At 66.7% G+C, this 21,732-nt stretch carries 19 protein-coding genes; 12 read left to right on the top strand and 7 right to left on the bottom strand.

The genetic code is table 11. The annotated features are described in order from the left end of the window. The first annotated feature begins 155 nt into the window (after positions 1-155). Positions 156-2,258 (top strand): peptidase domain-containing ABC transporter, encoded by a 2,103-nt coding sequence (locus CYU89_RS15800; protein ID WP_296282505.1) that lies wholly within the window; start codon positions 156-158, stop codon positions 2,256-2,258. Between the two features lie 15 nt (positions 2,259-2,273). On the opposite strand, the gene CYU89_RS15795 is transcribed toward CYU89_RS15800, so the two are convergent. After that, positions 2,274-3,977, bottom strand: a complete 1,704-nt coding sequence (locus CYU89_RS15795; RefSeq protein ID WP_296282503.1) for an alkaline phosphatase — start codon at positions 3,975-3,977, stop codon at positions 2,274-2,276. A gap of 139 nt (positions 3,978-4,116) precedes the next feature. Between CYU89_RS15795 and CYU89_RS15790 the strand changes: the two genes are divergently transcribed. Then, positions 4,117-5,394, top strand: coding sequence for a dicarboxylate/amino acid:cation symporter (locus CYU89_RS15790; protein ID WP_296282501.1), 1,278 nt, complete (start codon positions 4,117-4,119; stop codon positions 5,392-5,394). Further along, a complete protein-coding gene (locus CYU89_RS15785; RefSeq protein WP_296282500.1) occupies positions 5,391-5,828 on the top strand; it encodes a GNAT family N-acetyltransferase in 438 nt (145 codons plus the stop codon). Before CYU89_RS15790 ends, CYU89_RS15785 begins: the two co-directional genes overlap by 4 nt. On the opposite strand, the gene CYU89_RS15780 is transcribed toward CYU89_RS15785, so the two are convergent. From CYU89_RS15780 to CYU89_RS15770, 3 genes are all read right to left on the bottom strand, one after another. Further along, positions 5,825-6,694, bottom strand: coding sequence for a bile acid:sodium symporter family protein (locus CYU89_RS15780; protein ID WP_296282498.1), 870 nt, complete (start codon positions 6,692-6,694; stop codon positions 5,825-5,827). The genes CYU89_RS15785 and CYU89_RS15780 overlap by 4 nt on opposite strands. 169 nt (positions 6,695-6,863) lie before the next feature. Continuing rightward, positions 6,864-7,547, bottom strand: a complete 684-nt coding sequence (locus CYU89_RS15775; RefSeq protein WP_296282497.1) for a C40 family peptidase — start codon at positions 7,545-7,547, stop codon at positions 6,864-6,866. Between the two features lie 218 nt (positions 7,548-7,765). Continuing rightward, positions 7,766-8,323 carry a C40 family peptidase gene (locus tag CYU89_RS15770; protein ID WP_296282495.1) on the bottom strand — a complete coding sequence of 186 codons (558 nt, stop codon included), beginning with the start codon at positions 8,321-8,323 and terminating at the stop codon, positions 7,766-7,768. 83 nt (positions 8,324-8,406) lie between these two features. Between CYU89_RS15770 and CYU89_RS15765 the strand changes: the two genes are divergently transcribed. The 6 genes from CYU89_RS15765 (at position 8,407) to CYU89_RS15740 (ending at position 14,670) form a co-directional block, all read left to right on the top strand. Further along, positions 8,407-8,886 carry a peptidylprolyl isomerase gene (locus CYU89_RS15765; RefSeq protein ID WP_296282493.1) on the top strand — a complete coding sequence of 160 codons (480 nt, stop codon included), beginning with the start codon at positions 8,407-8,409 and terminating at the stop codon, positions 8,884-8,886. Positions 8,887-8,995: 109 nt separating this feature from the next. Beyond that, entirely contained in the window at positions 8,996-10,243 is a 1,248-nt protein-coding gene (locus CYU89_RS15760) for a DUF418 domain-containing protein (protein ID WP_296282491.1), read from the top strand. A gap of 19 nt (positions 10,244-10,262) precedes the next feature. Further along, a complete protein-coding gene (locus CYU89_RS15755; protein ID WP_296282489.1) occupies positions 10,263-11,513 on the top strand; it encodes an FAD-dependent oxidoreductase in 1,251 nt (416 codons plus the stop codon). Then, positions 11,510-12,865: a glutathione-disulfide reductase gene (gene gorA / locus CYU89_RS15750; protein ID WP_296282487.1), complete on the top strand. Its 1,356-nt coding sequence runs from the start codon at positions 11,510-11,512 to the stop codon at positions 12,863-12,865. The genes CYU89_RS15755 and gorA overlap by 4 nt, the downstream gene beginning before the upstream one ends. 34 nt (positions 12,866-12,899) lie before the next feature. Beyond that, positions 12,900-13,676, top strand: a complete 777-nt coding sequence (gene hutG, locus CYU89_RS15745) for an N-formylglutamate deformylase (RefSeq protein ID WP_296282485.1) — start codon at positions 12,900-12,902, stop codon at positions 13,674-13,676. Positions 13,677-13,686: 10 nt separating this feature from the next. After that, a complete protein-coding gene (locus tag CYU89_RS15740; RefSeq protein ID WP_296282483.1) occupies positions 13,687-14,670 on the top strand; it encodes a DMT family transporter in 984 nt (327 codons plus the stop codon). Positions 14,671-14,679: 9 nt separating this feature from the next. Here CYU89_RS15740 and CYU89_RS15735 read toward each other — a convergent pair whose 3' ends face one another. The 3 genes from CYU89_RS15735 to CYU89_RS15725 form a co-directional block, all read right to left on the bottom strand. Continuing rightward, positions 14,680-15,816 (bottom strand): carboxylate-amine ligase, encoded by a 1,137-nt coding sequence (locus tag CYU89_RS15735; RefSeq protein WP_296282482.1) that lies wholly within the window; start codon positions 15,814-15,816, stop codon positions 14,680-14,682. Between the two features lie 101 nt (positions 15,817-15,917). Further along, the gene (gene parE, locus CYU89_RS15730; protein ID WP_296282481.1) at positions 15,918-17,807 is read right to left on the bottom strand and encodes a DNA topoisomerase IV subunit B; all 1,890 of its coding nucleotides are present in this window, start codon (positions 17,805-17,807) and stop codon (positions 15,918-15,920) included. Positions 17,808-17,821: 14 nt separating this feature from the next. Continuing rightward, entirely contained in the window at positions 17,822-18,535 is a 714-nt protein-coding gene (locus CYU89_RS15725) for a hypothetical protein (RefSeq protein ID WP_296282479.1), read from the bottom strand. A 162-nt stretch (positions 18,536-18,697) separates the two neighbouring features. Here CYU89_RS15725 and CYU89_RS15720 point away from each other — a divergent pair, with 162 nt between their 5' ends. The 3 genes from CYU89_RS15720 to kdsA all read left to right on the top strand — a co-directional run bounded on the left by CYU89_RS15720 (position 18,698) and on the right by kdsA (position 21,638). After that, complete coding sequence (locus CYU89_RS15720) at positions 18,698-18,952, top strand: hypothetical protein (RefSeq protein ID WP_296282477.1); 255 nt, start codon at positions 18,698-18,700, stop codon at positions 18,950-18,952. A 141-nt stretch (positions 18,953-19,093) separates the two neighbouring features. Next, the gene (locus CYU89_RS15715; protein ID WP_296282476.1) at positions 19,094-20,755 is read left to right on the top strand and encodes a CTP synthase; all 1,662 of its coding nucleotides are present in this window, start codon (positions 19,094-19,096) and stop codon (positions 20,753-20,755) included. 49 nt (positions 20,756-20,804) lie between these two features. Further along, positions 20,805-21,638: a 3-deoxy-8-phosphooctulonate synthase gene (gene kdsA / locus CYU89_RS15710; protein ID WP_296282475.1), complete on the top strand. Its 834-nt coding sequence runs from the start codon at positions 20,805-20,807 to the stop codon at positions 21,636-21,638. Positions 21,639-21,732 lie beyond the last annotated feature (94 nt).

The raw sequence follows: 21,732 nt of genomic DNA, 5'->3' as shown, positions 1-21,732 counted from the left end.
CGTTGGGATCTAGAGCTACGGATACAAAGAATTAGCTTCTAGATCGAAGTGAGGTGAGGGAGGCGCTCATATCGATTTAATGGGGCGTGCTCGTTGCAGCGGATTTCAAGTGGTTGAGCATCAAGGAGGATCGTGGCTTTCGGGCCTCGACGGAAATGAAGGTGATCATTCAATCCGAGGCCGCCGAGTGCGGCCTCGCTTCCTTGGCCATGGTGGCTGATACACACGGGATGCGCCTTGGCTTGCCGGAAATGCGCCATCGTTTTCCGCTGTCCCTCAAGGGCGCCAAGCTCAATCACCTGATCCATATCGCCCAACAGCTCGGCCTGTCCACCCGCCCGTTGCGGCTGGACATGGAAGATCTGGATAAGCTCAAGCTGCCCTGCATTCTGCATTGGGATCTCAACCACTTCGTCGTACTGGCGAAGGTAGGCAAGTCGAGGGTCACTATCCTTGATCCTGCAGTGGGCGAACGAAAGCTCTCATTCGCGGAAGTCTCCGATCATTTCACCGGTGTGGCGCTGGAGCTGACGCCCACCGCTGAGTTCAAACCACAGAAGGCGGTGTCCACCGTGACGGCTCGGCAGCTCACGGGCCCGGTGCGTGGAATGTGGCGCGCATTGGCCCAGATCCTGTTGCTGTCCGTGGCACTGCAGGTGTTCGTGGTGCTGGCGCCGTTCTACATGCAGTGGGTGGTGGACCAAGTGCTGGTCTCCGCGGATCGCGATCTGCTGACGGTGCTCGGGCTCGGCTTCGGGCTGGCGCTGGTGCTGCAGATCGGTATCGGCCTGCTGCGTGGTTGGTCGGTGGTCTACCTGTCGTCGCGCTTGGGCCTGCAGTGGATGGGGAATGTGTTCGCCCACCTGCTCAAACTGTCACTGGACTACTTCGAGAAGCGGCATCTCGGCGACATCACCTCGCGCATGTCGTCGGTACAGGCGATCCAGCGCACGCTGACCACCAGCTTCGTCGAAGCCATCATCGACGGCCTGATGGCGATGGTCACATTCGGACTGATGCTGTTCTACAGCTGGAAGCTGGCGCTGGTGACGCTGCTGGCCGTGATCCTGTATCTGGGCATCCGTTCCATCGCGTATCGGCCTGTCCGCGATCGTACCGAGCAGCAACTGATCGCGGGCGCCAGACAGCAGACCCATCTGCTGGAGTCGTTGCGCGGCATGCAGAGCCTGAAAGTGGCAGGCGAGGAGTCACATCGCCGCAGTACGTACGACAACCTCATGCACGACACCGTCAACCAGGAAGTACGGCTGGCGCGCATGGGGCTGGGCTTCAACAGCGCCAGCCAACTGGTGTTCGGCATCGAACGCATCGGCGTGATCTGGATCGGCGCCACGTTGGCACTGCAGAACGTGTTCTCGGTGGGCATGCTGATCGCTTATCTTGCGTACAAGGACCAGTTCGCCGGGCGGATGGCGGCCCTGATCGACAAGTGGGTCGAGTTCCGCATGCTGCGCCTGCATGGCGAGCGTCTGGCCGACATCGTGTTGACGCCGCCCGAGGAGCACTCCGGTCAGTCTGAGGCGCCGCCCCCGGCCAGCACACGTATCGACGTGGAGAACCTCTCCTTCCGCTACGGCGAGGGCGAGCAATGGGTGCTGAAGGACTGCAGTTTCGGGATCGAGGCCGGCGAATCGGTGGCGATCATCGGCGCGTCCGGCTGCGGGAAGACGACGCTGGTCAAACTGCTGCTGGGCCTGCTCCCGCCCACGGCGGGCACCATCCGCGTCGGTGGGCACGACCTTCACAGGATCGGCCCTCGCAATTTCCGCTCGATCATCGGTGCCGTCATGCAGGACGACCAACTGTTTGCCGGCAGCGTGGCCGACAACATCAGCTTCTTCGACCCCGAGATGGACCAGGCCCGTATCGAACAGGCGGCGCGATTGGCTGCCGTACACGACGAGATTGCCGCCATGCCGATGGGCTACCACAGCCTGATCGGCGACATGGGCAGTTCGTTGTCAGGTGGGCAGAAGCAACGGGTGATTCTGGCGCGTGCGTTGTACCGCAACCCGAAGCTGCTGTTCCTGGATGAGGCGACCAGCCATCTGGACGTTATGAAGGAGCGTCTGGTCAACGATGCCGTCAAGGCCTTGAGCCTGACCAAGGTCATCGTGGCCCACCGGCCCGAGACCATCGCCAGCGCGGACCGTGTACTGGTGATGGAACAGGGGCGGATCGTGCAGGAACTCAGGCCGCAGGTGTCGGTGGCCGACGTGCAGACCGTGCCCGCCTGAGCGCCGCGCTTCTTCTTAGCGCGGTTGCTTCTCGAAATCCCCGATCTTCGGCAGTTCCACCGGCACGCCGTTGGCGTCGCAGGTGCCGGCGGCGCACAGGCGTGCGCGCAGCTTCGGCGTAGCCTGCACGATGACGTGGTAGATCGTGTTCTGCTCCAGCGTGCCGCGGAAGGCGTCGCTGCCGGGGCCGGTCGCCCAGATGCCGACGTCTTCACCGCCATGCGATTCGGACTTCAACGGGACCAACGCTTCCTGCAGGTAATCGGGATGCTCCGTGTCGACCTGGCTGAGGTCCGGGCGGCCTTCTGCGGGCTCGACGCTGCTGGGTGCATGCAGGAATTGCTTCGGGCCCGCAGGCTGGCGGTTGCTGGCGCCGGTGTAGCCCGGACCGTTGGCGTAGGTCAGCGTGGTGAACGTCTGCCCATTCTGGTCGCGGGCGAGATCGCCTGGCGTGTCGTCTTCGCCACCCTGGCCGCGCACCTTGCCGAGGATGGGATTGCCGCGCACGGGATAGCCGACGAAATTGAGTGTGTGCGAATGGTCGGCGGTGACCAGGATCAGCGTGTCATCGCGTGAGGTCGCTTCGAGCGCGGCCTGCACGGCATCGGACATCGCGACCGTTTCATCGAGCGCGCGGTAGGCATTGCCGTAGTGGTTGGCGTGGTCGATGCGGGCGCCTTCCACGAGCAGCACGAAGCCTTCCGGATTGCGCGAGAGTGTCCGGATAGCTGTACGGGTCAGCTCGGCCAGCGAAGGCTCGCCCTGCGCATCCTTGCGGCGGTCATGCTCGAACTGCATGTGGTCGTATTCGAACAGTCCCAGCAGTTGTGGCGCATCGATTGCGGCCTCCAGCTGCTGCGTGTTGGTCACGTACGCACCCTGCGGATGCGCCTGCTTCCATTCGTCCACCAGATTGCGGCCGTCCAGACGCTGGCCGACCTTGTCGTCTTCTTCGGGATCGCGCACATCGATAGGCAGGAATTCACCGCGACCACCGCCCAATGCCACGGTGGGGCCATGTCCGAAGCGAGCGGCGGACAGCAGTTGCTGGGCGATGTCCTTGCAGCCCGCTTCGATGGCGTCGGGCGGCAGGTCCGTATCGTTTTCCCAGTCACGATGCGACACGTGCGCGTACGTCGCGGCGGGCGTCGCATGCGTGATGCGCGCGGTGGTGACGATGCCGGTGGCCAGCCCGGCGCTGTCGGCCAGGGTCAGCCAACTGAGCAGGTCCTTGCTGCCATCGGGCGTGCACTCGCCTTTGTGGCCGGCGGAGACACCGATGGCGCCCATATGCGATTTCACGCCGGTGGCGACGGCGGTCATCGTGCCGGCGGAATCGGGCGTCTGCGAATCGGTGTTGTAGGTCTTGCTGAAAGCGGTGTGCGGGAAGCGTTCCCAGCTCAGCAGGTTTTCTTCGCCCGGCATGCCCTTGCGCTGGCCTTCGAAGATGCGCGCCGCGGCCACGGTGGTCAGGCTCATGCCGTCGCCGAGGAAGACGATGACGTTCTTCGCGCGTCCCTGCATGGCACCGTTTGCCGCCGCTTTCGCCGCACCATTCCGATACCACCACTGCGGTGTCTCGCCCTTGGGGTGCGCGACCACGGGGACGTTGACGTGAATCGAAGATTGGGTCGGTGCGGGCGGCGTGCTGGCGCAGCCGGCCAGTGCGACGAGCAGGGTCATGCCGGCGAGCGGCGACACGGAAGAGCGAGGGGGCATGGCGAACCGGTGAATGACGGACGCGTCATTATGCCGTTCGGGCAGTGTCCTGTTCATGACACCCGGCATTCTGCGCGCAGGCTCGCCGCATGCGGGGCCTTGGGCTAAGGTGTCGCGTCCGCCTACGTGAGTCGTCTGGATGAAGCTGGTCTCGGCCTGGTTGAAGATCCCGTTCTGGCAGCGCGTCGTGGCCGGCTTCGCGCTGGGCGCGCTTGCGGGCTGGCTGATGGGGCCGGCGGCAGGCATCTGGCTGAAGCCGCTGGGTGATCTGTACGTCACGCTGATCAAGATGATCGCGGTGCCGCTGGTGTTCTTTGCGGTGATCAACGCAGTGTCCAGCCTGCATGGACAGAAATCGGTCGCCGCACTCGGCGGACGCACGTTCCTGTGGTTCGCCATCACCGCCGCGATGGCCGTCTGCGTGGGCCTGGCGGTGGGCTGGATCGTGCAACCCGGCAAGGGCATCAGCGGGCTGATGATGGCGCCGGACTACCAGGTGCGCGAAGTGCCCACGCCGGTGCAGGTGCTGCTCGACATCGTGCCCGCCAATCCGTTCAAGGCGTTGACCGAAGGCAAGATCCTGCAGGTGATCTTCTTCGCGGGATTGCTCGGCTTCGCACTCGTGAAGCTCGGCGAACGCAGCGCGGGCCTGCGCAAGCTCGCGGGCGAGGCCAGCGACACGATGGTGCAGGTCACGCGCTTCGTGCTGGAGATGACGCCGATCGGCACCTTCGGCCTGATCGGTTCGCTGGTGGGCACGTACGGTTTCGAGAAGCTGCTGCCGCTGGGCAGCTACATCGGTGCGCTGTATGTCGCCTGCGCGCTCCACATCGTGGTGGTGTACGGCAGCCTGCTGCTCGCGCATGGCCTGAACCCGTGGAAGTTCTTCCGTGGCGCCGCGCCGGGCATGCAGGTGGCGTTCGTCAGTTCGTCCAGCTTCGCGTCGATGCCGGTCGCGTTGCGCAGCGTCACCCACAACCTCGGCGTCGACAAGGATTACGCCGCGTTCGCCGTGCCGCTCGGCGCCAGCATCAAGATGGACGGCTGCGGCGCGATCTATCCCGCGCTGACCTCTATCTTCGTGGCGCAGTATTTCGGGCTGGACCTGTCGGTGAACCAGTACTTCGTGATCCTGCTGGCGTCCGTGCTGGGCAGCTTCGGCACGGCCGGCGTACCGGGGACGGCGACGGTGATGGTGACCCTGGTGCTGAGCGCGGCGGGCCTGCCGCTGGAGGGCATCGGCCTGCTGGTGGCGATCGACCGCATCCTCGACATGATGCGCACGATGACCAACGTCACCGGCCAGATGCTGGTGCCGGTGCTGGTGGCGAAGGAAACCGGTCTGCTGGACAGGGAGGTCTACGAATCGGCGTCGACGAACGTGGGCCTCGCGGACGACGCAGCGCCGACGCCATGAGCGACGCCGGGACGATCGAACTGCTCGAGTCGTTTCCCGATGCGACGACCTACCGGCGGCTCCGCATCGAGACGGGCCTGTCGCCGAAGTCGCGGGAAGCCGCCGATCGCGGGCTTGCGAACACGCTGTACGGCGTCAGCCTGGTGAAAGCCGGTGACGTGATCGGCATGGGGCGGGTGGTCGGCGACGGCGGCACCGTGTTCGTCGTCGCGGACATCGCCGTGCGACGTGACCACCAGGGGCAGGGATTGGGCAAGCGCATCATGGCCGCGCTGGATGCTTGGCTGCGCGCGAACGCACCGGCGTCGGCCTACGTCATGCTGGTCGCGGATGGTGAGGCCAGGCACCTCTATGCGCAGTTCGGGTTCGCCGACACGGCGCCCGCATCGATCAGCATGGCGTATGTGGCGCGCGGTTCCGCTACCGACAGCTAGACGTTGGCCTCACGCGCGCTGCGCGACACCCACCAGGCGAACACCGCCGCCGTGACGAACATCAGCAGGCTGTAGACTGCGGCGGGCACGGAGATCGTCGGCTTCTCCAGCACGTTGAGCGCGATGAAGATCGCCAGCGTGCCATTGTGGATGCCGATTTCCATCGCGATGGCGATGGCCTGCTTCTTCGGCAGGCGTAGCGCCAGCGGCGCCACATAGCCGGCGCCCATGCTGGCCAGGTTGAACAGCAAGCAGGCCAGGCCGACGATGGCGAAGTAGGTGGCCAGCGTTTCCCGTGCCTGCACGACCGCCGCGACCACCAGCAACGCGAGCACGAGGACCGACAGCAGCCGTATGGGTTTCTCCGCGCGTGCTGCGAAGCCCGGCAGTTTCGCGCGCAGCAGCATGCCGATGCCGACGGGCAGCAGGATGATCGCCGCGACTTCCACCACTTTCTTGGTCGGAGGCGGTACGTACTGGCCCGCGCCGAGGAAGTATTCCAGCGACAGGTTGAGGATCACCGGCAGCGTCAGCAGGCAGAGCAGGCTGTTGATCGCGGTCAGGGTGATGTTCAGTGCCACGTCGCCGCGCGCCAAGTGGCTGTAGATATTGGCCGTGGCGCCGCCGGGTGAGGCGGCCAACAGCATCAGGCCCACGGCGAGTTCGGCTGGCAGGCCGAATCCCAGCGCCAGGCCGAAGGCCACCCAGGGCAGGAGGAGGGTCTGCAGCGCGAGCCCGATCAGCACCGCGCGCGGATAGCGTGCGACCCGGCGGAAATCGTCCAGCGTCAGTCCCAATCCCAGCCCGAGCATGATGATGCCCAAGGCCAGTGGCAGCAGCAGGTTGGTCAGCAGTGAAGCCTGCATCGCGTACGACTCCCCTTCGGCGCGAAGAAACAGGTGGCATGCGCAGGGTGGCCGCACCTGCGGGAGGATGGCGGCAATCGGCAGTGCGGTGCAAGCCGCGTTGCAACGTCGCGCTCAAAAGAAGAAGGCCGCGCGTGGCGGCCTTCGTCGTGTCGCGGATCGGCGGCGCTTACATCGCGACGCGGCGGCCGCTCAGGTAGCGGTTGGCCCAGTAGCCGGTGATCAGGCTGTCCACGCGCACGTCCTTGCCGCTGCTCGGCGAGTGCAGGAAGCGGCCTTCGCCCACGTAGATGCCGACGTGGTTGATACGACCCTTCAGGCCGAAGAACACCAGGTCGCCCTGACGCAGCTCTTCGCGCGCGGCGACCAGTTCGGCGTCGGCCTTGGAGGCCATGTCGCGGGAGACGCGCGGCAGTTCGATGCCCAGCGCGGTACGGAAGACGTAACCGACCAGCCCGCTGCAGTCGAAGCCGCTGTCGGGCGAGGTGCCGCCCCACCGGTAGGGCGTTCCCATCAGCGCCAGCGCGCGCTGCAGCACGGCGTTGACCTTGCCGCCCTGCTGTTCCTGCGACACCACGCCTTCCTTGCTCAGGTCGTAGGCGGCCAGCAGCTTGCTGATGTCGCCGGCGACCATCGCGGAACGGTCGACCAGCGGCAAGGTGTCGCTGGCGGCAAGGCGGGGAAGCAGGGCGGACAGCGTGGCAGTCGCGGCTTCGGCAGCCTTTTCCTTCACGCTCGCCATGACGGGCTTGCTGGCCGGCGCGGGGGCGGCCACCACGACGTCCGCGGAGGCAGGGCTTGACGCGCCGTCGACATCCACGGGTGCAGTCTGTGCGTGTACGGCAGACGCCATGGCAAAGAGGCCAAGGCTGAGAAGAAGTCGGGAAACCCTCCGCGGCAGGCGGTGGGTGGCGGCAGGCTGGCCTGTTGGCAGGTCGTCGTCGGTCGTCACGCGCGGTAGGGATTTAACAAGTCAGGGGCGATAATGCCGGCTGATCGGCCTGATTTGGTTCATAAATCGTTATTTATTCGTTAAGCGTGAACGTCACGCGTCACAGAGTTGACCGAATCCTAACGAAGCACGCGTTTCGCGCCGCTGTAATGGTCGCGCCAGTAAGGCCCATCCAGGTGATCGAGCCGGACGGTACCGCCGGTGCTGGGGGCGTGTACGAACCGGCCCTCGCCGACATAGATGCCCACATGGGTCACGCTGCCGCGGCTGCCGAAGAACACGAGGTCGGCCGGTGCCAGACGGCCCGGTTCGATCCTGGGGCCCTGCACCTGCGCGAGCTCGCGCGAGGTGCGCGGCAGGCGCAGGTCGAGCATGTCGCGGTACACATAGGTGACCAGGCCGCTGCAGTCGAAGCCCGATTCCGGCGTGTTGCCGCCGTAGCGGTAAGGCGTTCCCACCAGGCCGATGGCCCGCATGAGTACCGACGTGGCGGCGGCCGGATCGTCGGCCTGCACCACGGGCCACGCCCGCTGACTGGGCGGCGGTGAGGGCTTGCGTGCCTGCGGCTTGGAGCCGCCGCACCCGGCCAGCCCGCACAGACCAGCGCAGAAGAGGGCCAGGACCCACGGCCGAAGTGGCGCGGGCGTGGGCAAGCCGGGATAATGTCGGGCCTTCATCGCGGCGCATCTTCGCCGCATTCCCTTGCGGCCGACAAGCCGCGTCCGTCCTGCCCGACGGCAGGCCCCGTCCAGAGTCCCGCATGAAAATCGCAAAAGACAGCGTCGTCCGTTTCCATTACACCGTGTCCGAAGCCGGCCAGGAGCCGATCGAAACCTCTAAGGACCGCGAGCCGCTGGCGATCCTGATCGGCCATGGCAACATCATTCCCGGTCTGGAGAACGCGATGCAGGAACGCGAGGCGGGCGAGAGCTTCGGCGTCGACGTCGCCGCAGCCGATGCGTACGGCGAGCGCCGCGACGGCCTGACCCAGCGCGTACCGAAGAAGCACTTCGGCAACCAGCGCCTGATCCCCGGCCAGCAGGTGGTGCTGCAGACCAACTTCGGCCCTCGCGCGGTCACCATCCAGAAGGTCGGCATGAGCGTGGTGGACGTGGACCTCAACCATCCGATGGCCGGCAAGGACCTCCACTTCGACGTGGAGATCGTGGAAGTGCGCGAAGCCAGCGCGGAAGAGATCGAACACGGCCACGTGCATGGCGACGGTGGACACCACCACTGAGCGCCCCGCGGCAGCGTCCGGAACGGCCCGCGAATGCGGGCCGTTTCTTTTGGCACGAAGGCCATCCACGGATGGCATGGTCTAATCCGCCATCGAACAGGGGAAGGGAATGACGGCGCAGACGACGGACAACCTGGCACCGATCGCGGTGGCCGAACGCATCGAAGCGATGGATGTGCTGCGCGGGTTCGCGCTGCTGGGCATCCTGCTGATGAACCTGGAAGGTTTCGTGGGGCCGGTGATGGCGGCGGGTACAGGGCTCGATCCCGCGCTCACGGGCATGGACCGGACCGTCGACCTGCTGGTCTACGTGCTGGTGCAGGGCAAGTTCTACACGCTGTTCTCGCTGCTGTTCGGCATGGGCTTCGCGGTGATGTCGCAGCGCGCCGAACGCTCCGGCCGACCGTTCGCCGGGGTGTACTGGCGTCGCGGCCTGGTGCTGCTGGCCTTCGGCGCGGTCCATGCGATCTTCATCTGGGCGGGCGACATCCTGATGATGTACGCGCTGTGCTCGTTCCTGCTGCTCGCTTTCCGGCCACTGCCCGCGCGCTGGCTGGTCTGGCTGGGCGTGCTCATTTATGTCGTGCCCATCGGCTTCATGTACCTGATGGGGGGCATGGGATCGCTGCTCGGCGGCACTGAGGGCTGGGACAAGGCCATGGGCGAGATCGGCAAGCAGATGCAGGTGCTGATCGAGAACGAGCGGGCCGCCTACGGCAGCGGCAGCTATGCCGAGGCCACCTGGCAGCGACTGAAGAGCACGGGCATGGCCCTGAGCAACATCACCATGTTCGGCTTCGTGGTGTTCGGCATGTTCCTGCTGGGCGCGTGGTTCGTGCGCAGTGGCGCCATCGCCCGGCCGCACGAGTTCCCGCGCCTGTACCGGGCGCTGCGCTGGGTCGCGCTGCCAATCGGCGTGCTGGCGATGGTCGCGTCGGTGGCGCTGGAGCCCACAATGGACTTCGCCACCTTCAACCTGCGCATCTCGACGGCGTTCGCATTGCAGCTGATCGCGAACCTGCTGATGTGCCTGGGCTACGTCGCCTGGGTGATGCGCGCGCTGGCGTCCCCATGGTGGGCGCGGCCGCTCGGCGCGCTGGCCCCTGCGGGCCGCATGGCGCTGACCAACTACCTGATGCACTCGCTGGTGTGCACGTGGATCTTCTATGGCTATGGGCTGGGCTATTTCGAGCAACTCCCGCGTGCCTGGCAACCGGTGTTCGCGCTGGTGCTGTTCGGCCTGCAGGTGCTGCTGAGCCGCCTGTGGCTGTCGCGGTTCCGCTTCGGTCCGATGGAATGGCTGTGGCGGTCGATGACGTACCTGAAGCCCCAGCCCATGCGTCTACGCCAGGGATGATTGCGACTAGACTGTGGCGGTGAAATCCCCCCACGACGACGTCCTCATCATCGGCGGTGGCGCCATCGGCCTGGCGACGGGCCTCGCGTTGCTGGAAGCCGGGCGCAGCGTGCGCATCCTCGATGCCGCCGCCGTCGGCAGCGGCGCCTCGCACGGCAATTGCGGCACCATCACCCCTAGTCACGCGCCACCCTTGGCTGCGCCCGGCGTGGTGGCGCAGGCGCTGCGCTGGATGTTCACGCCCGATGCGCCGCTCTACCTCAAGCCGCGCGTCGATCCGGCGCTGTGGCACTGGCTGCTGCGCTTCGCTGCGCGCTGCAACGTGCGCGACTGGCGGGCGAGCACGCACGCGCGCTCCGCGTTGCTCAACGATGCGCGCACGCGGTTGGCGGACTGGGTACAGCGCTACGGCCTGGCATGCGAGTTCGAGGAAGAGGGGCTCGATTACGTCTTCCGCGACCACCGCCGGTTCCAGCATTACGTCGACGAGGCGGCGGTGCTGGCGGAATTCGGCATCGCCACGCAGGTGTTCGACGGCACCACCTACGAGCGCGAAGAGCCCGCGATGCTGCCGGGCGTCGCCGGTGCGATCCGCTTCCCCGGCGATGCACGCCTGCGTCCCGACCGCTACGTGGCCGAACTGGCACGCGTGGTGCGCGAGCGGGGCGGCCGCATCGAGGCGCATTGCCGAGTGGAGCGGCTGGAGCGGGCCGCGGGCGGCGTGCGTCTGACGACATCGCAGGGCACGCGAGAAGGGCGGGACGCGGTGATCGCGCTGGGTGCATGGACCCCCGCATTTGCGCGCACGCTGGGAGTGAGGGCGCCGATCCAGCCCGGCAAGGGATACTCGATCACCTATTCGCGCCCCTCGCGCGTACCGCGTCACCCGATGTTGCTCAAGGACCGCTCGGTCTGCGTGACCGTCTGGGAAAGCGGCTACCGGCTGGGCAGCACGATGGAATTCTCCGGCCACGACGACACGCTCAACGCGATGCGGCTGGCGGCGCTGGAGCGCGGTGCGCGCGAGTTCCTGCGCGAGCCCGTGGGCCCCGAGGTGCAGGAGCGCTGGTGCGGATGGCGGCCGATGACCTGGGACGACCTGCCGCTGCTGGGGCGGGCGCCGGGCCATGAGCATGTCTGGATCGCCGCCGGCCACGGCATGCTCGGGATCAGCATGAGCAGTTCCACCGGCCAGCTGATGGCCGACCTGATGACCGGCCGCACGCCGGCGTTCGACCCTTCGCCGTACCGACCGGAGCGATTCGCATGAAGCCGCAGGCGTTCGACCTGATCGTGATCGGTGGCGGTTCCGGCGGACTCGCGGGTGCGTTCCGCGCCGCCTCGTACGGCGCGAAGGTGGCGCTGCTGGAACCGAACGCGCTGGGCGGCACCTGCGTGAACGTGGGTTGCGTACCGAAGAAGGCGATGTGGCTGGCCGCCGAGTTGTCGCAGCGCATCGCGATGGCGGCCTCGCTTGGCTTCGATACGGCGCCGCCGACGCTGGACTGGAGGGAATTCATCGTCCATCGCCAGCGCTACATCGCCGGCATCCATGCCAGTTACATGAAGCGGCTCGACGAGAGCGGCATCGTGCTGATGCCCTGCCGCGGTCGCTTGCTGGACGCCCACACCGTGGTCAATGCCGATGGCGTGGCACTCAGTGCAAAGCATCTGCTGATCGCGACCGGCGGCCATCCCGTCCGGCCGGATATCCCTGGAGCCGAACTGGGCAAGGTGTCCGATGATTTCTTCAACCTGTGCGCCGCGCCACCGCGCGTGGCAATCATCGGCGGCGGCTACGTGGCGGTCGAACTGGCGGGCGTGCTGCAGGCGCTGGGCAGCCAGGTGGAGGTGTTCGTGCGCGGGCCGCGGCTGCTCGACGGTTTCGATGCGCAGATCAGCGACGAGCTGGCGGCGGACATGCGCCAGCACGGCGTGCGGCTGCAGTTCGGCCACGCGGTGGCGGCGCTCGAGCGCGCGCCCGGCGACGGCGTCGTGGTGCTGGCGGAGGACGGCACGCGTACCGATCGCTTCGATACGGTGCTCTTCGCCACGGGACGGCGCGCGTCGACGCAGGACCTGGGGCTGGACGTCGCCGGCGTGGCGCTGGACTCGAAGGGGTTCGTGCCGGTGGACGCACGCCAGGACACCCGCGTCCCTGGCATCCATGCCGTCGGCGACGTCACCGGGCAGGCGGCATTGACGCCGGTCGCCATCGCGGCCGCACGGCGGCTGATGGACCGCCTGTTCGGTGGCCAGCCCGATGCGCGGCTCGACTATGCGCAGATTCCGACGGTCGTGTTCTCGCATCCGCCGGTAGGGCGGGTCGGGCTGACCGAAGCCGAGGCGCGCGCGCAGCATGGCGATGCGGTGACGGTACTCACCACCCGTTTCAGGCCGATGCTGCACGCACTGGCGGATTCGCCGCAGCGCAGCCTGTTCAAGCTGGTCTGCGTGGGCGAGGACAAGCGCGTCGTGGGCCTGCACCTGCTCGGCGAAGGCGCGGACGAGATGCTGCAAGGCTTCGCGGTGGCGCTGAAGAAGGGCATCACGCTGGCCGACCTGCACGACACGGTCGCCATCCACCCCACCAGCGCCGAGGAAGTCGTGCTGATGCGCTGATCGGGTCGATGGGGCACGGCGATACAATGGCGGCATGGATACTTTCACCCTGCATCGTGGCACCGCGCCGCTGTTCATCAGCCTGCCGCACAACGGCACGCGCATACCCGACGAGCTCGCCGGGCGCATGACGCCGGAAGCACGGCGCGTGCCGGATACGGACTGGCATGTCGCCGAGCTGTACGACTTCGCCCGGTCGCTCGGCGCGTCGATCATCGTGCCGGCTTACTCGCGCTATGTCGTCGACCTCAACCGGCCGGAAGACGATGTCTCCCTGTATCCCGGTCAGAACACCACCGGTTTGTGCCCCAGCGTACGTTTCAGTGACGACCCGGTGTACCTGCCCGACCAGGCGCCCACGCCCGCGGAGATCGCTTCGCGGGTGGATGCCTACTGGCGTCCTTATCACTACGCGCTGCGGCAGGAGCTCTTCCGCATCCGTGAGGCGCATGGACGCGTGGTGTTGTGGGAGGGCCATTCGATCCGAAGCGTGGTGCCGTTCCTGTTCGATGGGCGCCTGCCGGATTTCAATCTGGGTACTGCGGGTGGAACGAGTTGTTCGTCGACCCTGCAGCAGGCACTGGAAGCGGAACTGGCTGCGCAGTCGGACTACAGTTTCGTCGTCAACGGGCGCTTCCGGGGCGGTTACATCACCCGCCACTACGCGGATGTCGCCAACGGTATCCAGACCGTGCAGCTCGAGCTGGCGCAGCTCAACTACATGGATGAAGACACCTTCGCCTACCTGCCGGAGCGCGCGGTACGGACACAGGGTCTTGTCCGCCGCCTGCTGGAGCGCACGCTGGCGTGAGGCGCTTGCCATGACGCAGCCGAAGGCGGAAGACGAACTCGCGCAGCCGCTCGACGTGGCGCCGACCGATGCGCTGGAGGCGCCGCGTCCGCGGCCGGGTCTGCATGCGGTCAGCCGTTCGGGCCTGGTGCTCGCGGCGCTTGGCGCCATCGCCTTCTCGGGCAAGGCCATCATCGTCAAGCTCGGTTACCGCTATGGCGCGGATGCGGTGACCCTGCTCGCGTTGCGCATGCTGGTGGCGTTTCCGTTCTTCCTGCTGATGGGGGCCTGGGCCGCGCGCCGCAGTGCGCCGCTGTCGCGTGCCGACCGCATGAAGATCGCGCTGCTCGGCTTCCTCGGCTATTACCTGGCCAGCTTCCTCGACTTCGCGGGCCTGGCCTACATCACGGCCACGCTGGAACGCCTGATTCTCTACCTCACGCCGACGCTGGTGGCGCTCGCTGGCTGGTTGGCGTTCGGCAAGCGCATTTCGCGACGACAGGTCCTGGCGCTGCTCGTCAGCTATGCGGGCGTCGCACTGGCGTTCGGGCACGACCTGCAGGCCGGCGGTTCCAACATCCTGCTCGGGGGCCTGCTGGTGTTCGGCAGCGCGCTCGCCTATGCGATGTACCTGGTCGGCAGCGGCGAACTGGTGGCGCGCGTCGGCGCGGTGCGGCTGACGGCGTACGCCAGCAGCGTGGCCAGCGTGCTGTGCCTGCTGCAGTTCGTCATCGTGCGGCCGTTGCAGGCGATGGTGTTGCCCTGGGAGGTGTATGCGCTGTCGGTGGTCAACGGCACGCTATGCACCGTATTGCCCGTGCTGGCCGTGATGATGGCGGTCGCCCGCATCGGCTCCGCGCTGGCCGCGCAGGTGGGCATGATCGGCCCGGTATCGACCATCGTGCTCAGCCTGCTGCTGCTGGGGGAGCCGATGGGCCCGTGGCAGGTGGCCGGCACCGTGCTGGTGATGGCGGGGGTGTTCGTGGTGTCGCAACAGAAAACCGTGGCGCGCTGACGACGTCGGTCAGGCGGTAACGGTCGCGTCGGCAAGCCACTGCACCACGCTGGCCAGTGCATCGGCGTGGCTGTCGCCGGCCTGCCTGCGCTCGCGGTAGCGCTGCAGCTGTCCGTGTGCGCTGGTGCCGCGGTCCAGGATCTGCCAGACGCGCTCGACCTGCGGTGCGCAGGCCAGGGCTGCGATGTCGCCATGCAGCGCATCCAGCGTGTTCTCCAGCATCTCGCGCACCGGGACCAGTCGCCGACTGCCGAGGTCGATCAGGCCCGCATCGAAGCCATGACGCTGCGCCCGCCACAGGTTTTCCGCGACGATCGCCTGGTCGCCGGCATGAAGGTCGGCATGCAGCGCCGGTCTTCGCTCGAGGTGGCGCACCAGGCAACGGTAGACCTGCGCGATGGCCAAGGCATCGCGAAGGTCCGTGCACGCATCGGTAACGCGCAGTTCCAGCGTGGGAAATGCCAGCGACGGACGCACGGCCCACCACAGGAAGCTCGCGTCCTGGATCGCGCGGCCATCCATCATGCGCCTAACGTAGTGGTCGTACTCGTCCTGGTCGCGGAACAGCGGCGGCAGCCCGGTGCGCGGTATCTCCTGGTAAGCGGTCTGCCGGTAGCCCATCAGGCCGGTGGCATGGCCCATCCAGAACGGCGATGACGTGCTGAGCGCCAGCAGCAGCGGGAGAAATGGCTGCATGCGCGCCATGAGCCCGACGCGTCGGCCGGGATCTTCAGGTTGCACATGCACGTGCAGGCCGCAGAGCAGGTTGCGCTGGCCCAGCATCTGCAACTCGCCCATCACCTGGTCGTAGTGGGGCTTGTCCGTGCTGCGCTGGCCGCGCCACGACGCGGACGGATGGGTGCCGGCCGACAGTACGCCCAAGCCATGCCGATGCGCGCTCTCGCCCACGGTCCGGCGCAACATGCGCAGCTCGCTCTCGGCGGCAGCGGTGTCGTCATGCACGCCGGTCTGCACTTCGACCTGGGTCTGCAGCATCTCGCTGCCGAAGCGCTCGCCCAATGCTTCCCGGCAGTCGGCGAAGAAGCGTCTCGGCATGTGCCGCAGGCGCCGGCCGTTGCGACGGACCAGGAAGTATTCTTCTTCCAGGCCGAAGGTATACGGATGCGCGGCGCGTTCCTGTGTCATGCGCGGGTTATCGCACCGGCACGGTGAACACGATGTTCAAGGGTGGTGGGGTGCGCCGGCATGTCGCCGGCGCCCTCCGGTCATGCCGTCCTGCGCGACGATCAGACCTCGAGCGACGCCAGGTCCCCCTTCGCCTCGAGCCACGACTTGCGGTCGGAGGCCCGCTTCTTCGCCAGCAGCATGTCCATCAGGCCGCGCGTCTGCAGCTCATCGTCCACGGTGAGCTGCACCAGTCGCCGCGTATCCGGATGGATCGTGGACTCGCGCAGCTGCGAGGGATTCATTTCGCCCAGGCCCTTGAAGCGGGTGACGTTGACCTGCCCGCGGATCTTTTCGCGCTCGATCTTTTCCAGCAGCAGCCGCTTCTCTTCTTCATCGAGCGCGTAGAACACCTGCTTGCCCACGTCCACGCGGAACAGCGGCGGCATCGCCACGAACACGTGGCCTGCGTTCACCAGGGCCGGGAAATGGCGCAGGAACAGGGCGGTCAGCAGGGTGGCGATGTGCAGGCCGTCGGAATCCGCGTCGGCCAGGATCACCACCTTGCCGTAGCGCAGGCCGCTGATGTCGTCCTTGCCGGGATCGCAGCCGATGGCGATGGCCAGGTTGTGCACTTCGTCGGAGGCCAGCACCGAGGTGCTGGCGACTTCCCACGTGTTCAGGATCTTGCCGCGCAGCGGAAGGATCGCCTGGAAATCCTTGTCTCGCGCCTGCTTTGCCGAGCCGCCGGCCGAGTCGCCTTCCACCAGGAACAGTTCCGTGCGCGAGAGATCCTGGCTGATGCAGTCGGCGAGCTTGCCGGGCAGGGCGGGACCCTGGGTGACTTTCTTTCGGACGACCTGCTTTTCGGTCTTCAGTCGTGCGCTGGCGCGTTCGATGGCGATCTGCGCGATCTTCTCGCCCAGGTCGACGTGCTGGTTCAGCCACAGGCTGAAGGCGTCGTGCGCCGCGCCCTCGATGAAACCGGCAGCCTGGCGCGAAGACAGGCGTTCCTTGGTCTGGCCGCTGAACTGCGGGTCGGTCATCTTCAACGAGAGCACGAACGTCACGCGGTCCCACACGTCCTCGGGCGCCAACTTTACGCCGCGCGGCAGCAGGTTGCGGAAGTCGCAGAATTCGCGCAGCGCGTCGGTCAGGCCGCTGCGCAGGCCGTTGACGTGCGTGCCGTGCTGGGCGGTGGGAATCAGGTTGACGTAGCTTTCCTGCACGAGCTCGCCTTCCGGCACCCAGGCGACGGCCCAATCGACGACTTCGCTGTCCTTCTTGAGTTGGCCGACGAACAACTCGGGCGGCAGCAGTTCGCGGCCGGCCATCTCGCCGCGCAGGTAATCGCGCAGGCCGTCCTCGTAGTGCCAACTGTCGCGCTCACCGGTCGCTTCGTCGAAGAGGGTGACGTTCAGGCCGGGACACAGCACGGCCTTGGCGCGCAGCAGGTGCTTGAGCGCGCGCACATTGAACTTCGGCGTATCGAAGTATTTCGGGTCGGCCCAGAAGCGCACGCGGGTGCCGGTGTTCTTCTTGCCGACGCTGCCCACCACTTCCAGCGGCGTGGCGCGGTCGCCGTTGCGGAAGGTGATGCGGTGTTCGCTGCCTTCGCGCTTGATGTGCACCTCCACCAGCGTGGAGAGCGCATTGACCACGCTGACGCCGACGCCATGGAGGCCGCCGGAGAAGGTGTAGTTCTTGTTGCTGAACTTGCCGCCCGCATGCAGGCGGGTGAGGATCAGCTCCACGCCCGGGATCTTCTCCTCGGGATGGATGTCGACCGGCATGCCGCGGCCATCGTCGCTGACTTCGCAGCTGCCGTCCTTGTACAGCGTGACTTCGATGCTGCCGGCATGCCCGGCCAGCGCCTCGTCCACCGCGTTGTCGATGACTTCCTGCGCCAGGTGGTTGGGACGGGCGGTGTCGGTGTACATGCCGGGCCGGCGCTTGACGGGGTCAAGGCCGGAAAGGACTTCGATGTCGGCGGCGTTGTAGCGGCTGCTCATGGTGCGTGGGGGTCTCAGCGGGACGGCGCGGCGTCCTGCAGGGCGCCGCCGGTGTAGGGATTGAAGAGGTAGTCGCCGGGGAAGCTTTCGCCGGTCGTGGCGTCCTGCCGCGGCGGCAGCAGGCTGCCCAGCGGCGTCCGGAACGTGTAGGTGTCGAGGGACGTGCGCACCTGCACCCGCCCGTCGGCCGCCGGATCGAACAGTGGCTTGCCCTTCGCATCGCGGGCATCGAGGACGGCGAAGTGCATGTTGTCGCCCATCGGCCCGAGCATGTTGGCCATCACGGGGCGCAGGATGGAAAGCAGGTTCTTCAGCGGTGCCGGGATGCTCGACGACGCCATGGGCGCGTGAACCTTGCCCGCCGCATCGACGAAGCGCATGTCGGCGAACAGCGCATCGCCGTCGGCGAAGGCATCGATGCCTGCCATCCCCACCTTGCCGCGCACCATCGCCACCAGCAGGTAGTCGTCGAGCTGTGCAACGAACTGCTTGCGGTCGGCGTCCGACAGGTTTTGCTGCTGGGCGGCCGAGACATGCCAGTAGACCGGCGGGATGACCCAGACCAGTTCCATGGTGTCATCGCCCATGTGGGTGCGCTGGGTGTCCTGCGCCACCTGGTGCAGCCGGACCTCCTTCAGCGGCAACGGCGCGCGTTGCGCCCATGCGGTCGGCGCCAGGAGGGTCACGGCCACCAGGGCGGCGGCGAGCATTCGTAAGGAGAAGCGCATGCGACGTCCTCTGTCGGATCGAAGGGTGCGGCAGTGTGCCGCCTGGGCCGGATTTTTGCCATGTTCAGTCGCACGCGCTGACACTGCGCGCGCGGACAGGGATGCCCCTTGGGGACGCCGACCGGCGCCCCCAGATTTCCCCCATCCACGAGGAGCACTGCCATGAAGCCCCGCAACCTGTTGCTGCTGTCTGCCGCCGCCCTCGGCGCGTTGTTCGCGGTCCAGGCCCTTGCACAATCCCGGACTGCCAGCGAGGCCGACAAGCCCAGGCAGGACCAGACCCAGACCGCCGACCCCTCCGATCCGGAAGCCAAGGCGCGCCGACGTGCCGCCAATGAAGCTGCCGCCAAGCAGCGCAAGGCCGCGGAGGGCCAGCAGAAGAAGGCTGGCGACGAAGAGGAAGAGCGCAAGCCCTGACCGACGTCCGCTTTGCCGGAGCCCTTGTGACGCAAGGGTTTCGCGCTCGCGCGCAGGTACGCGACGCCCCGCTTCGGCGGGGCGTCGCGCTTCCGGGCGACACGCGTTGCCTGTAGACTATGGCTTTCCGGAGCCCCGCCCATGACTCCCCTGATTTTCGTTACCGGCGGCGTTGTGTCCTCGCTTGGCAAGGGCATCGCCGCCGCTTCGCTTGCGTCCATTCTCGAAGCACGTGGCCTGAAGGTCACGATGATGAAGCTGGACCCCTACATCAACGTCGATCCGGGCACCATGAGCCCGTTCCAGCACGGTGAGGTGTACGTCACCGACGACGGCGCCGAGACCGACCTGGACCTGGGCCACTACGAGCGCTTCGTGCGCACCCGCCTGAGCCGCAAGAACTCGGTCACCACCGGCCGGATCTACGAAAACGTGATCCGCAAGGAACGCCGCGGCGACTACCTGGGCGCCACCGTGCAGGTGATCCCGCACATCACCGACGAGATCCGCCGCTGCATCGATGAGGCCACCGAAGGCTTCGACGTGGCGCTGGTCGAGATCGGCGGTACGGTCGGCGACATCGAGTCGCTGCCGTTCCTCGAGGCCATTCGCCAGATCCGCACCGAGCGCGGCCCCGAGAAGGCGCTCTTCATGCACCTGACACTGGTGCCCTACGTGGCGGCGGCGGGCGAGCTGAAGACCAAGCCCACGCAGCACTCGGTGAAGGAACTGCGCTCGATCGGCATCCAGCCCGACGTGCTGCTGTGCCGGTCCGAGCAGCCGATCCCCGATTCCGAGCGCCGCAAGATCTCCCTGTTCACCAACGTGCCCGAGCGCGCCGTCATCAGCGTGCCGGACGTGGACGTGCTCTACCGCATTCCTATGGGCCTGCACCGGCAGGGCCTAGACGACATCGTCCTGCGCCAGTTCCGCATCGACAACGCGCAGGCTGCGGACCTGTCCGAGTGGGAAGCCGCGGTCGATGCCACGCTCAATCCGCTGGATGAGGTGACCATCGCCGTCGTCGGCAAGTACGTCGATCACCAGGATGCGTACAAGTCGGTGGGCGAGGCCCTGAAGCATGGCGGCCTGCGCCAGCGCACGCGCGTCAACCTGAAGTGGATCGAAGCCCAGGAACTGGAAGGCACCGACATGGCCCTGCTGCAGGGCGTGGACGGCGTGCTGGTGCCGGGTGGCTTCGGCGATCGCGGCTTCGAAGGCAAGGTGCTGACCTCCCGCTTCGCCCGCGAGCAGAAGCTGCCGTATTTCGGCATCTGCTACGGCATGCAGGCGGCGGTTGTCGATTACGCCCGCCATGTGGCCGGACTCGAGAACGCCAACAGCACGGAGAACGACAAACAGTCGCCGCATCCCGTGATCGGCCTGATCACCGAGTGGCGCACGGCGGCCGGCGATGTCGAGAAGCGCGATGAGCGCTCCGACCTGGGCGGCACGATGCGCCTGGGCCTGCAGGAGCAGCGCCTGAAGCCCGGCACGCTGGCGCGAGACCTGTACGGCAAGGACGTGGTGGCCGAGCGCCATCGCCATCGTTACGAGTTCAACAACCGCTATCGCACCCAGTTGGAGGACGCCGGCCTGGTGATCGCCGCCAAGTCGATGGACGACCTGCTGGTGGAGATGGTGGAGTTGCCGCGCGCCGTGCATCCGTGGTTCCTGGCCTGCCAGGCGCACCCTGAGTTCCTGTCCACGCCGCGCGACGGCCATCCGCTGTTCGTCGGCTTCATCCGCGCCGCCCGCGAAAAGAAGGCGGGCGGCAAGCTGTTGAAGGAAGCGCGCGCGTAACTGTCCTGCACCGGCGCCGCCCGCGGCGCCTGCAACGAAGGAGTGGTAAATGAAACTGTGTGGATTCGATGTCGGGCTCGACCAGCCCCTGTTCCTGATCGCCGGCCCGTGCGTGATCGAGTCGATGCAGTTGCAGATCGATGTCGCTGGCCGCCTGAAGGAAATCACAGGCAAGCTGGGGATGAACTTCATCTTCAAGTCCAGCTTCGACAAGGCCAACCGCACCTCCGGCACCAGCTTCCGCGGCCCGGGCATGGAAGAGGGCCTGAAGGTGCTGGACGCAGTGAAGAAGCAGGTCGGGGTGCCGGTACTCACCGACGTGCACGAATACACCCCGATGGACGAAGTCGCGGCCGTCGTCGACGTGCTGCAGACACCGGCCTTCCTCGTGCGCCAGACCGACTTCATCAAGAAAGTCTGTTCGGCGGGCAAGCCGGTCAACATCAAGAAGGGCCAGTTCCTGTCGCCATGGGACATGAAGCCCGTGGTCGACAAGGCCAAGTCCACCGGCAACCAGGACATCATGGTCTGCGAGCGGGGCGCGTCCTTCGGTTACAACAATCTGGTCAGCGACATGCGTTCGTTGAGCGTGATGCGCGATACCGGTTGCCCGGTGGTATTCGATGCGACGCATTCGGTGCAGTTGCCGGGAGGGCAGGGCAGCAGCTCGGGCGGCCAGCGTGAATTCGTGCCGGTGCTGGCACGCGCCGCAGTCGCGGTCGGTGTGGCCGGCCTGTTCGCCGAAACCCACCCGGATCCGGCCAAGGCCCTGTCCGATGGTCCGAACGCGTGGCCGCTGGACAAGATGGAAGCGCTGCTGGAAACGCTGCTGGCGCTGGATTCGATCACCAAGAAGAACGGGTTCCTGGAGTCGACGGTCTAAGCCATGAATCGAGCGACTGGCGGGATGCTGGTTGTGCTGGTGGCCGTAACGGCGGCGGTGCCACGGGCGGGCGCCTGTCAGATGGGTTCGGGCG

Source organism: Pseudoxanthomonas sp. (assembly GCF_002863005.1).
Taxonomy (GTDB): domain Bacteria; phylum Pseudomonadota; class Gammaproteobacteria; order Xanthomonadales; family Xanthomonadaceae; genus Pseudoxanthomonas_A.
The sequence above is the reverse complement of the archived record's forward strand: the minus strand, read 5'-3'. Positions and strand labels throughout refer to the sequence as shown.

Bases quoted from the DNA above. Each gene is read 5' to 3' on its own strand.
- CYU89_RS15800 (WP_296282505.1), top strand. From the start codon at position 156: ATGAAGGTGATCATTCAATCCGAGGCCGCCGAGTGCGGCCTCGCTTCC.
- CYU89_RS15795 (WP_296282503.1), bottom strand. From the start codon at position 3,977: ATGCCCCCTCGCTCTTCCGTGTCGCCGCTCGCCGGCATGACCCTGCTC.
- CYU89_RS15790 (WP_296282501.1), top strand. From the start codon at position 4,117: ATGAAGCTGGTCTCGGCCTGGTTGAAGATCCCGTTCTGGCAGCGCGTC.
- CYU89_RS15785 (WP_296282500.1), top strand. From the start codon at position 5,391: ATGAGCGACGCCGGGACGATCGAACTGCTCGAGTCGTTTCCCGATGCG.
- CYU89_RS15780 (WP_296282498.1), bottom strand. From the start codon at position 6,694: ATGCAGGCTTCACTGCTGACCAACCTGCTGCTGCCACTGGCCTTGGGC.
- CYU89_RS15775 (WP_296282497.1), bottom strand. From the start codon at position 7,547: ATGGCGTCTGCCGTACACGCACAGACTGCACCCGTGGATGTCGACGGC.
- CYU89_RS15770 (WP_296282495.1), bottom strand. From the start codon at position 8,323: ATGAAGGCCCGACATTATCCCGGCTTGCCCACGCCCGCGCCACTTCGG.
- CYU89_RS15765 (WP_296282493.1), top strand. From the start codon at position 8,407: ATGAAAATCGCAAAAGACAGCGTCGTCCGTTTCCATTACACCGTGTCC.
- CYU89_RS15760 (WP_296282491.1), top strand. From the start codon at position 8,996: ATGACGGCGCAGACGACGGACAACCTGGCACCGATCGCGGTGGCCGAA.
- gorA (WP_296282487.1), top strand. From the start codon at position 11,510: ATGAAGCCGCAGGCGTTCGACCTGATCGTGATCGGTGGCGGTTCCGGC.
- hutG (WP_296282485.1), top strand. From the start codon at position 12,900: ATGGATACTTTCACCCTGCATCGTGGCACCGCGCCGCTGTTCATCAGC.
- CYU89_RS15740 (WP_296282483.1), top strand. From the start codon at position 13,687: ATGACGCAGCCGAAGGCGGAAGACGAACTCGCGCAGCCGCTCGACGTG.
- CYU89_RS15735 (WP_296282482.1), bottom strand. From the start codon at position 15,816: ATGACACAGGAACGCGCCGCGCATCCGTATACCTTCGGCCTGGAAGAA.
- parE (WP_296282481.1), bottom strand. From the start codon at position 17,807: ATGAGCAGCCGCTACAACGCCGCCGACATCGAAGTCCTTTCCGGCCTT.
- CYU89_RS15725 (WP_296282479.1), bottom strand. From the start codon at position 18,535: ATGCGCTTCTCCTTACGAATGCTCGCCGCCGCCCTGGTGGCCGTGACC.
- CYU89_RS15720 (WP_296282477.1), top strand. From the start codon at position 18,698: ATGAAGCCCCGCAACCTGTTGCTGCTGTCTGCCGCCGCCCTCGGCGCG.
- CYU89_RS15715 (WP_296282476.1), top strand. From the start codon at position 19,094: ATGACTCCCCTGATTTTCGTTACCGGCGGCGTTGTGTCCTCGCTTGGC.
- kdsA (WP_296282475.1), top strand. From the start codon at position 20,805: ATGAAACTGTGTGGATTCGATGTCGGGCTCGACCAGCCCCTGTTCCTG.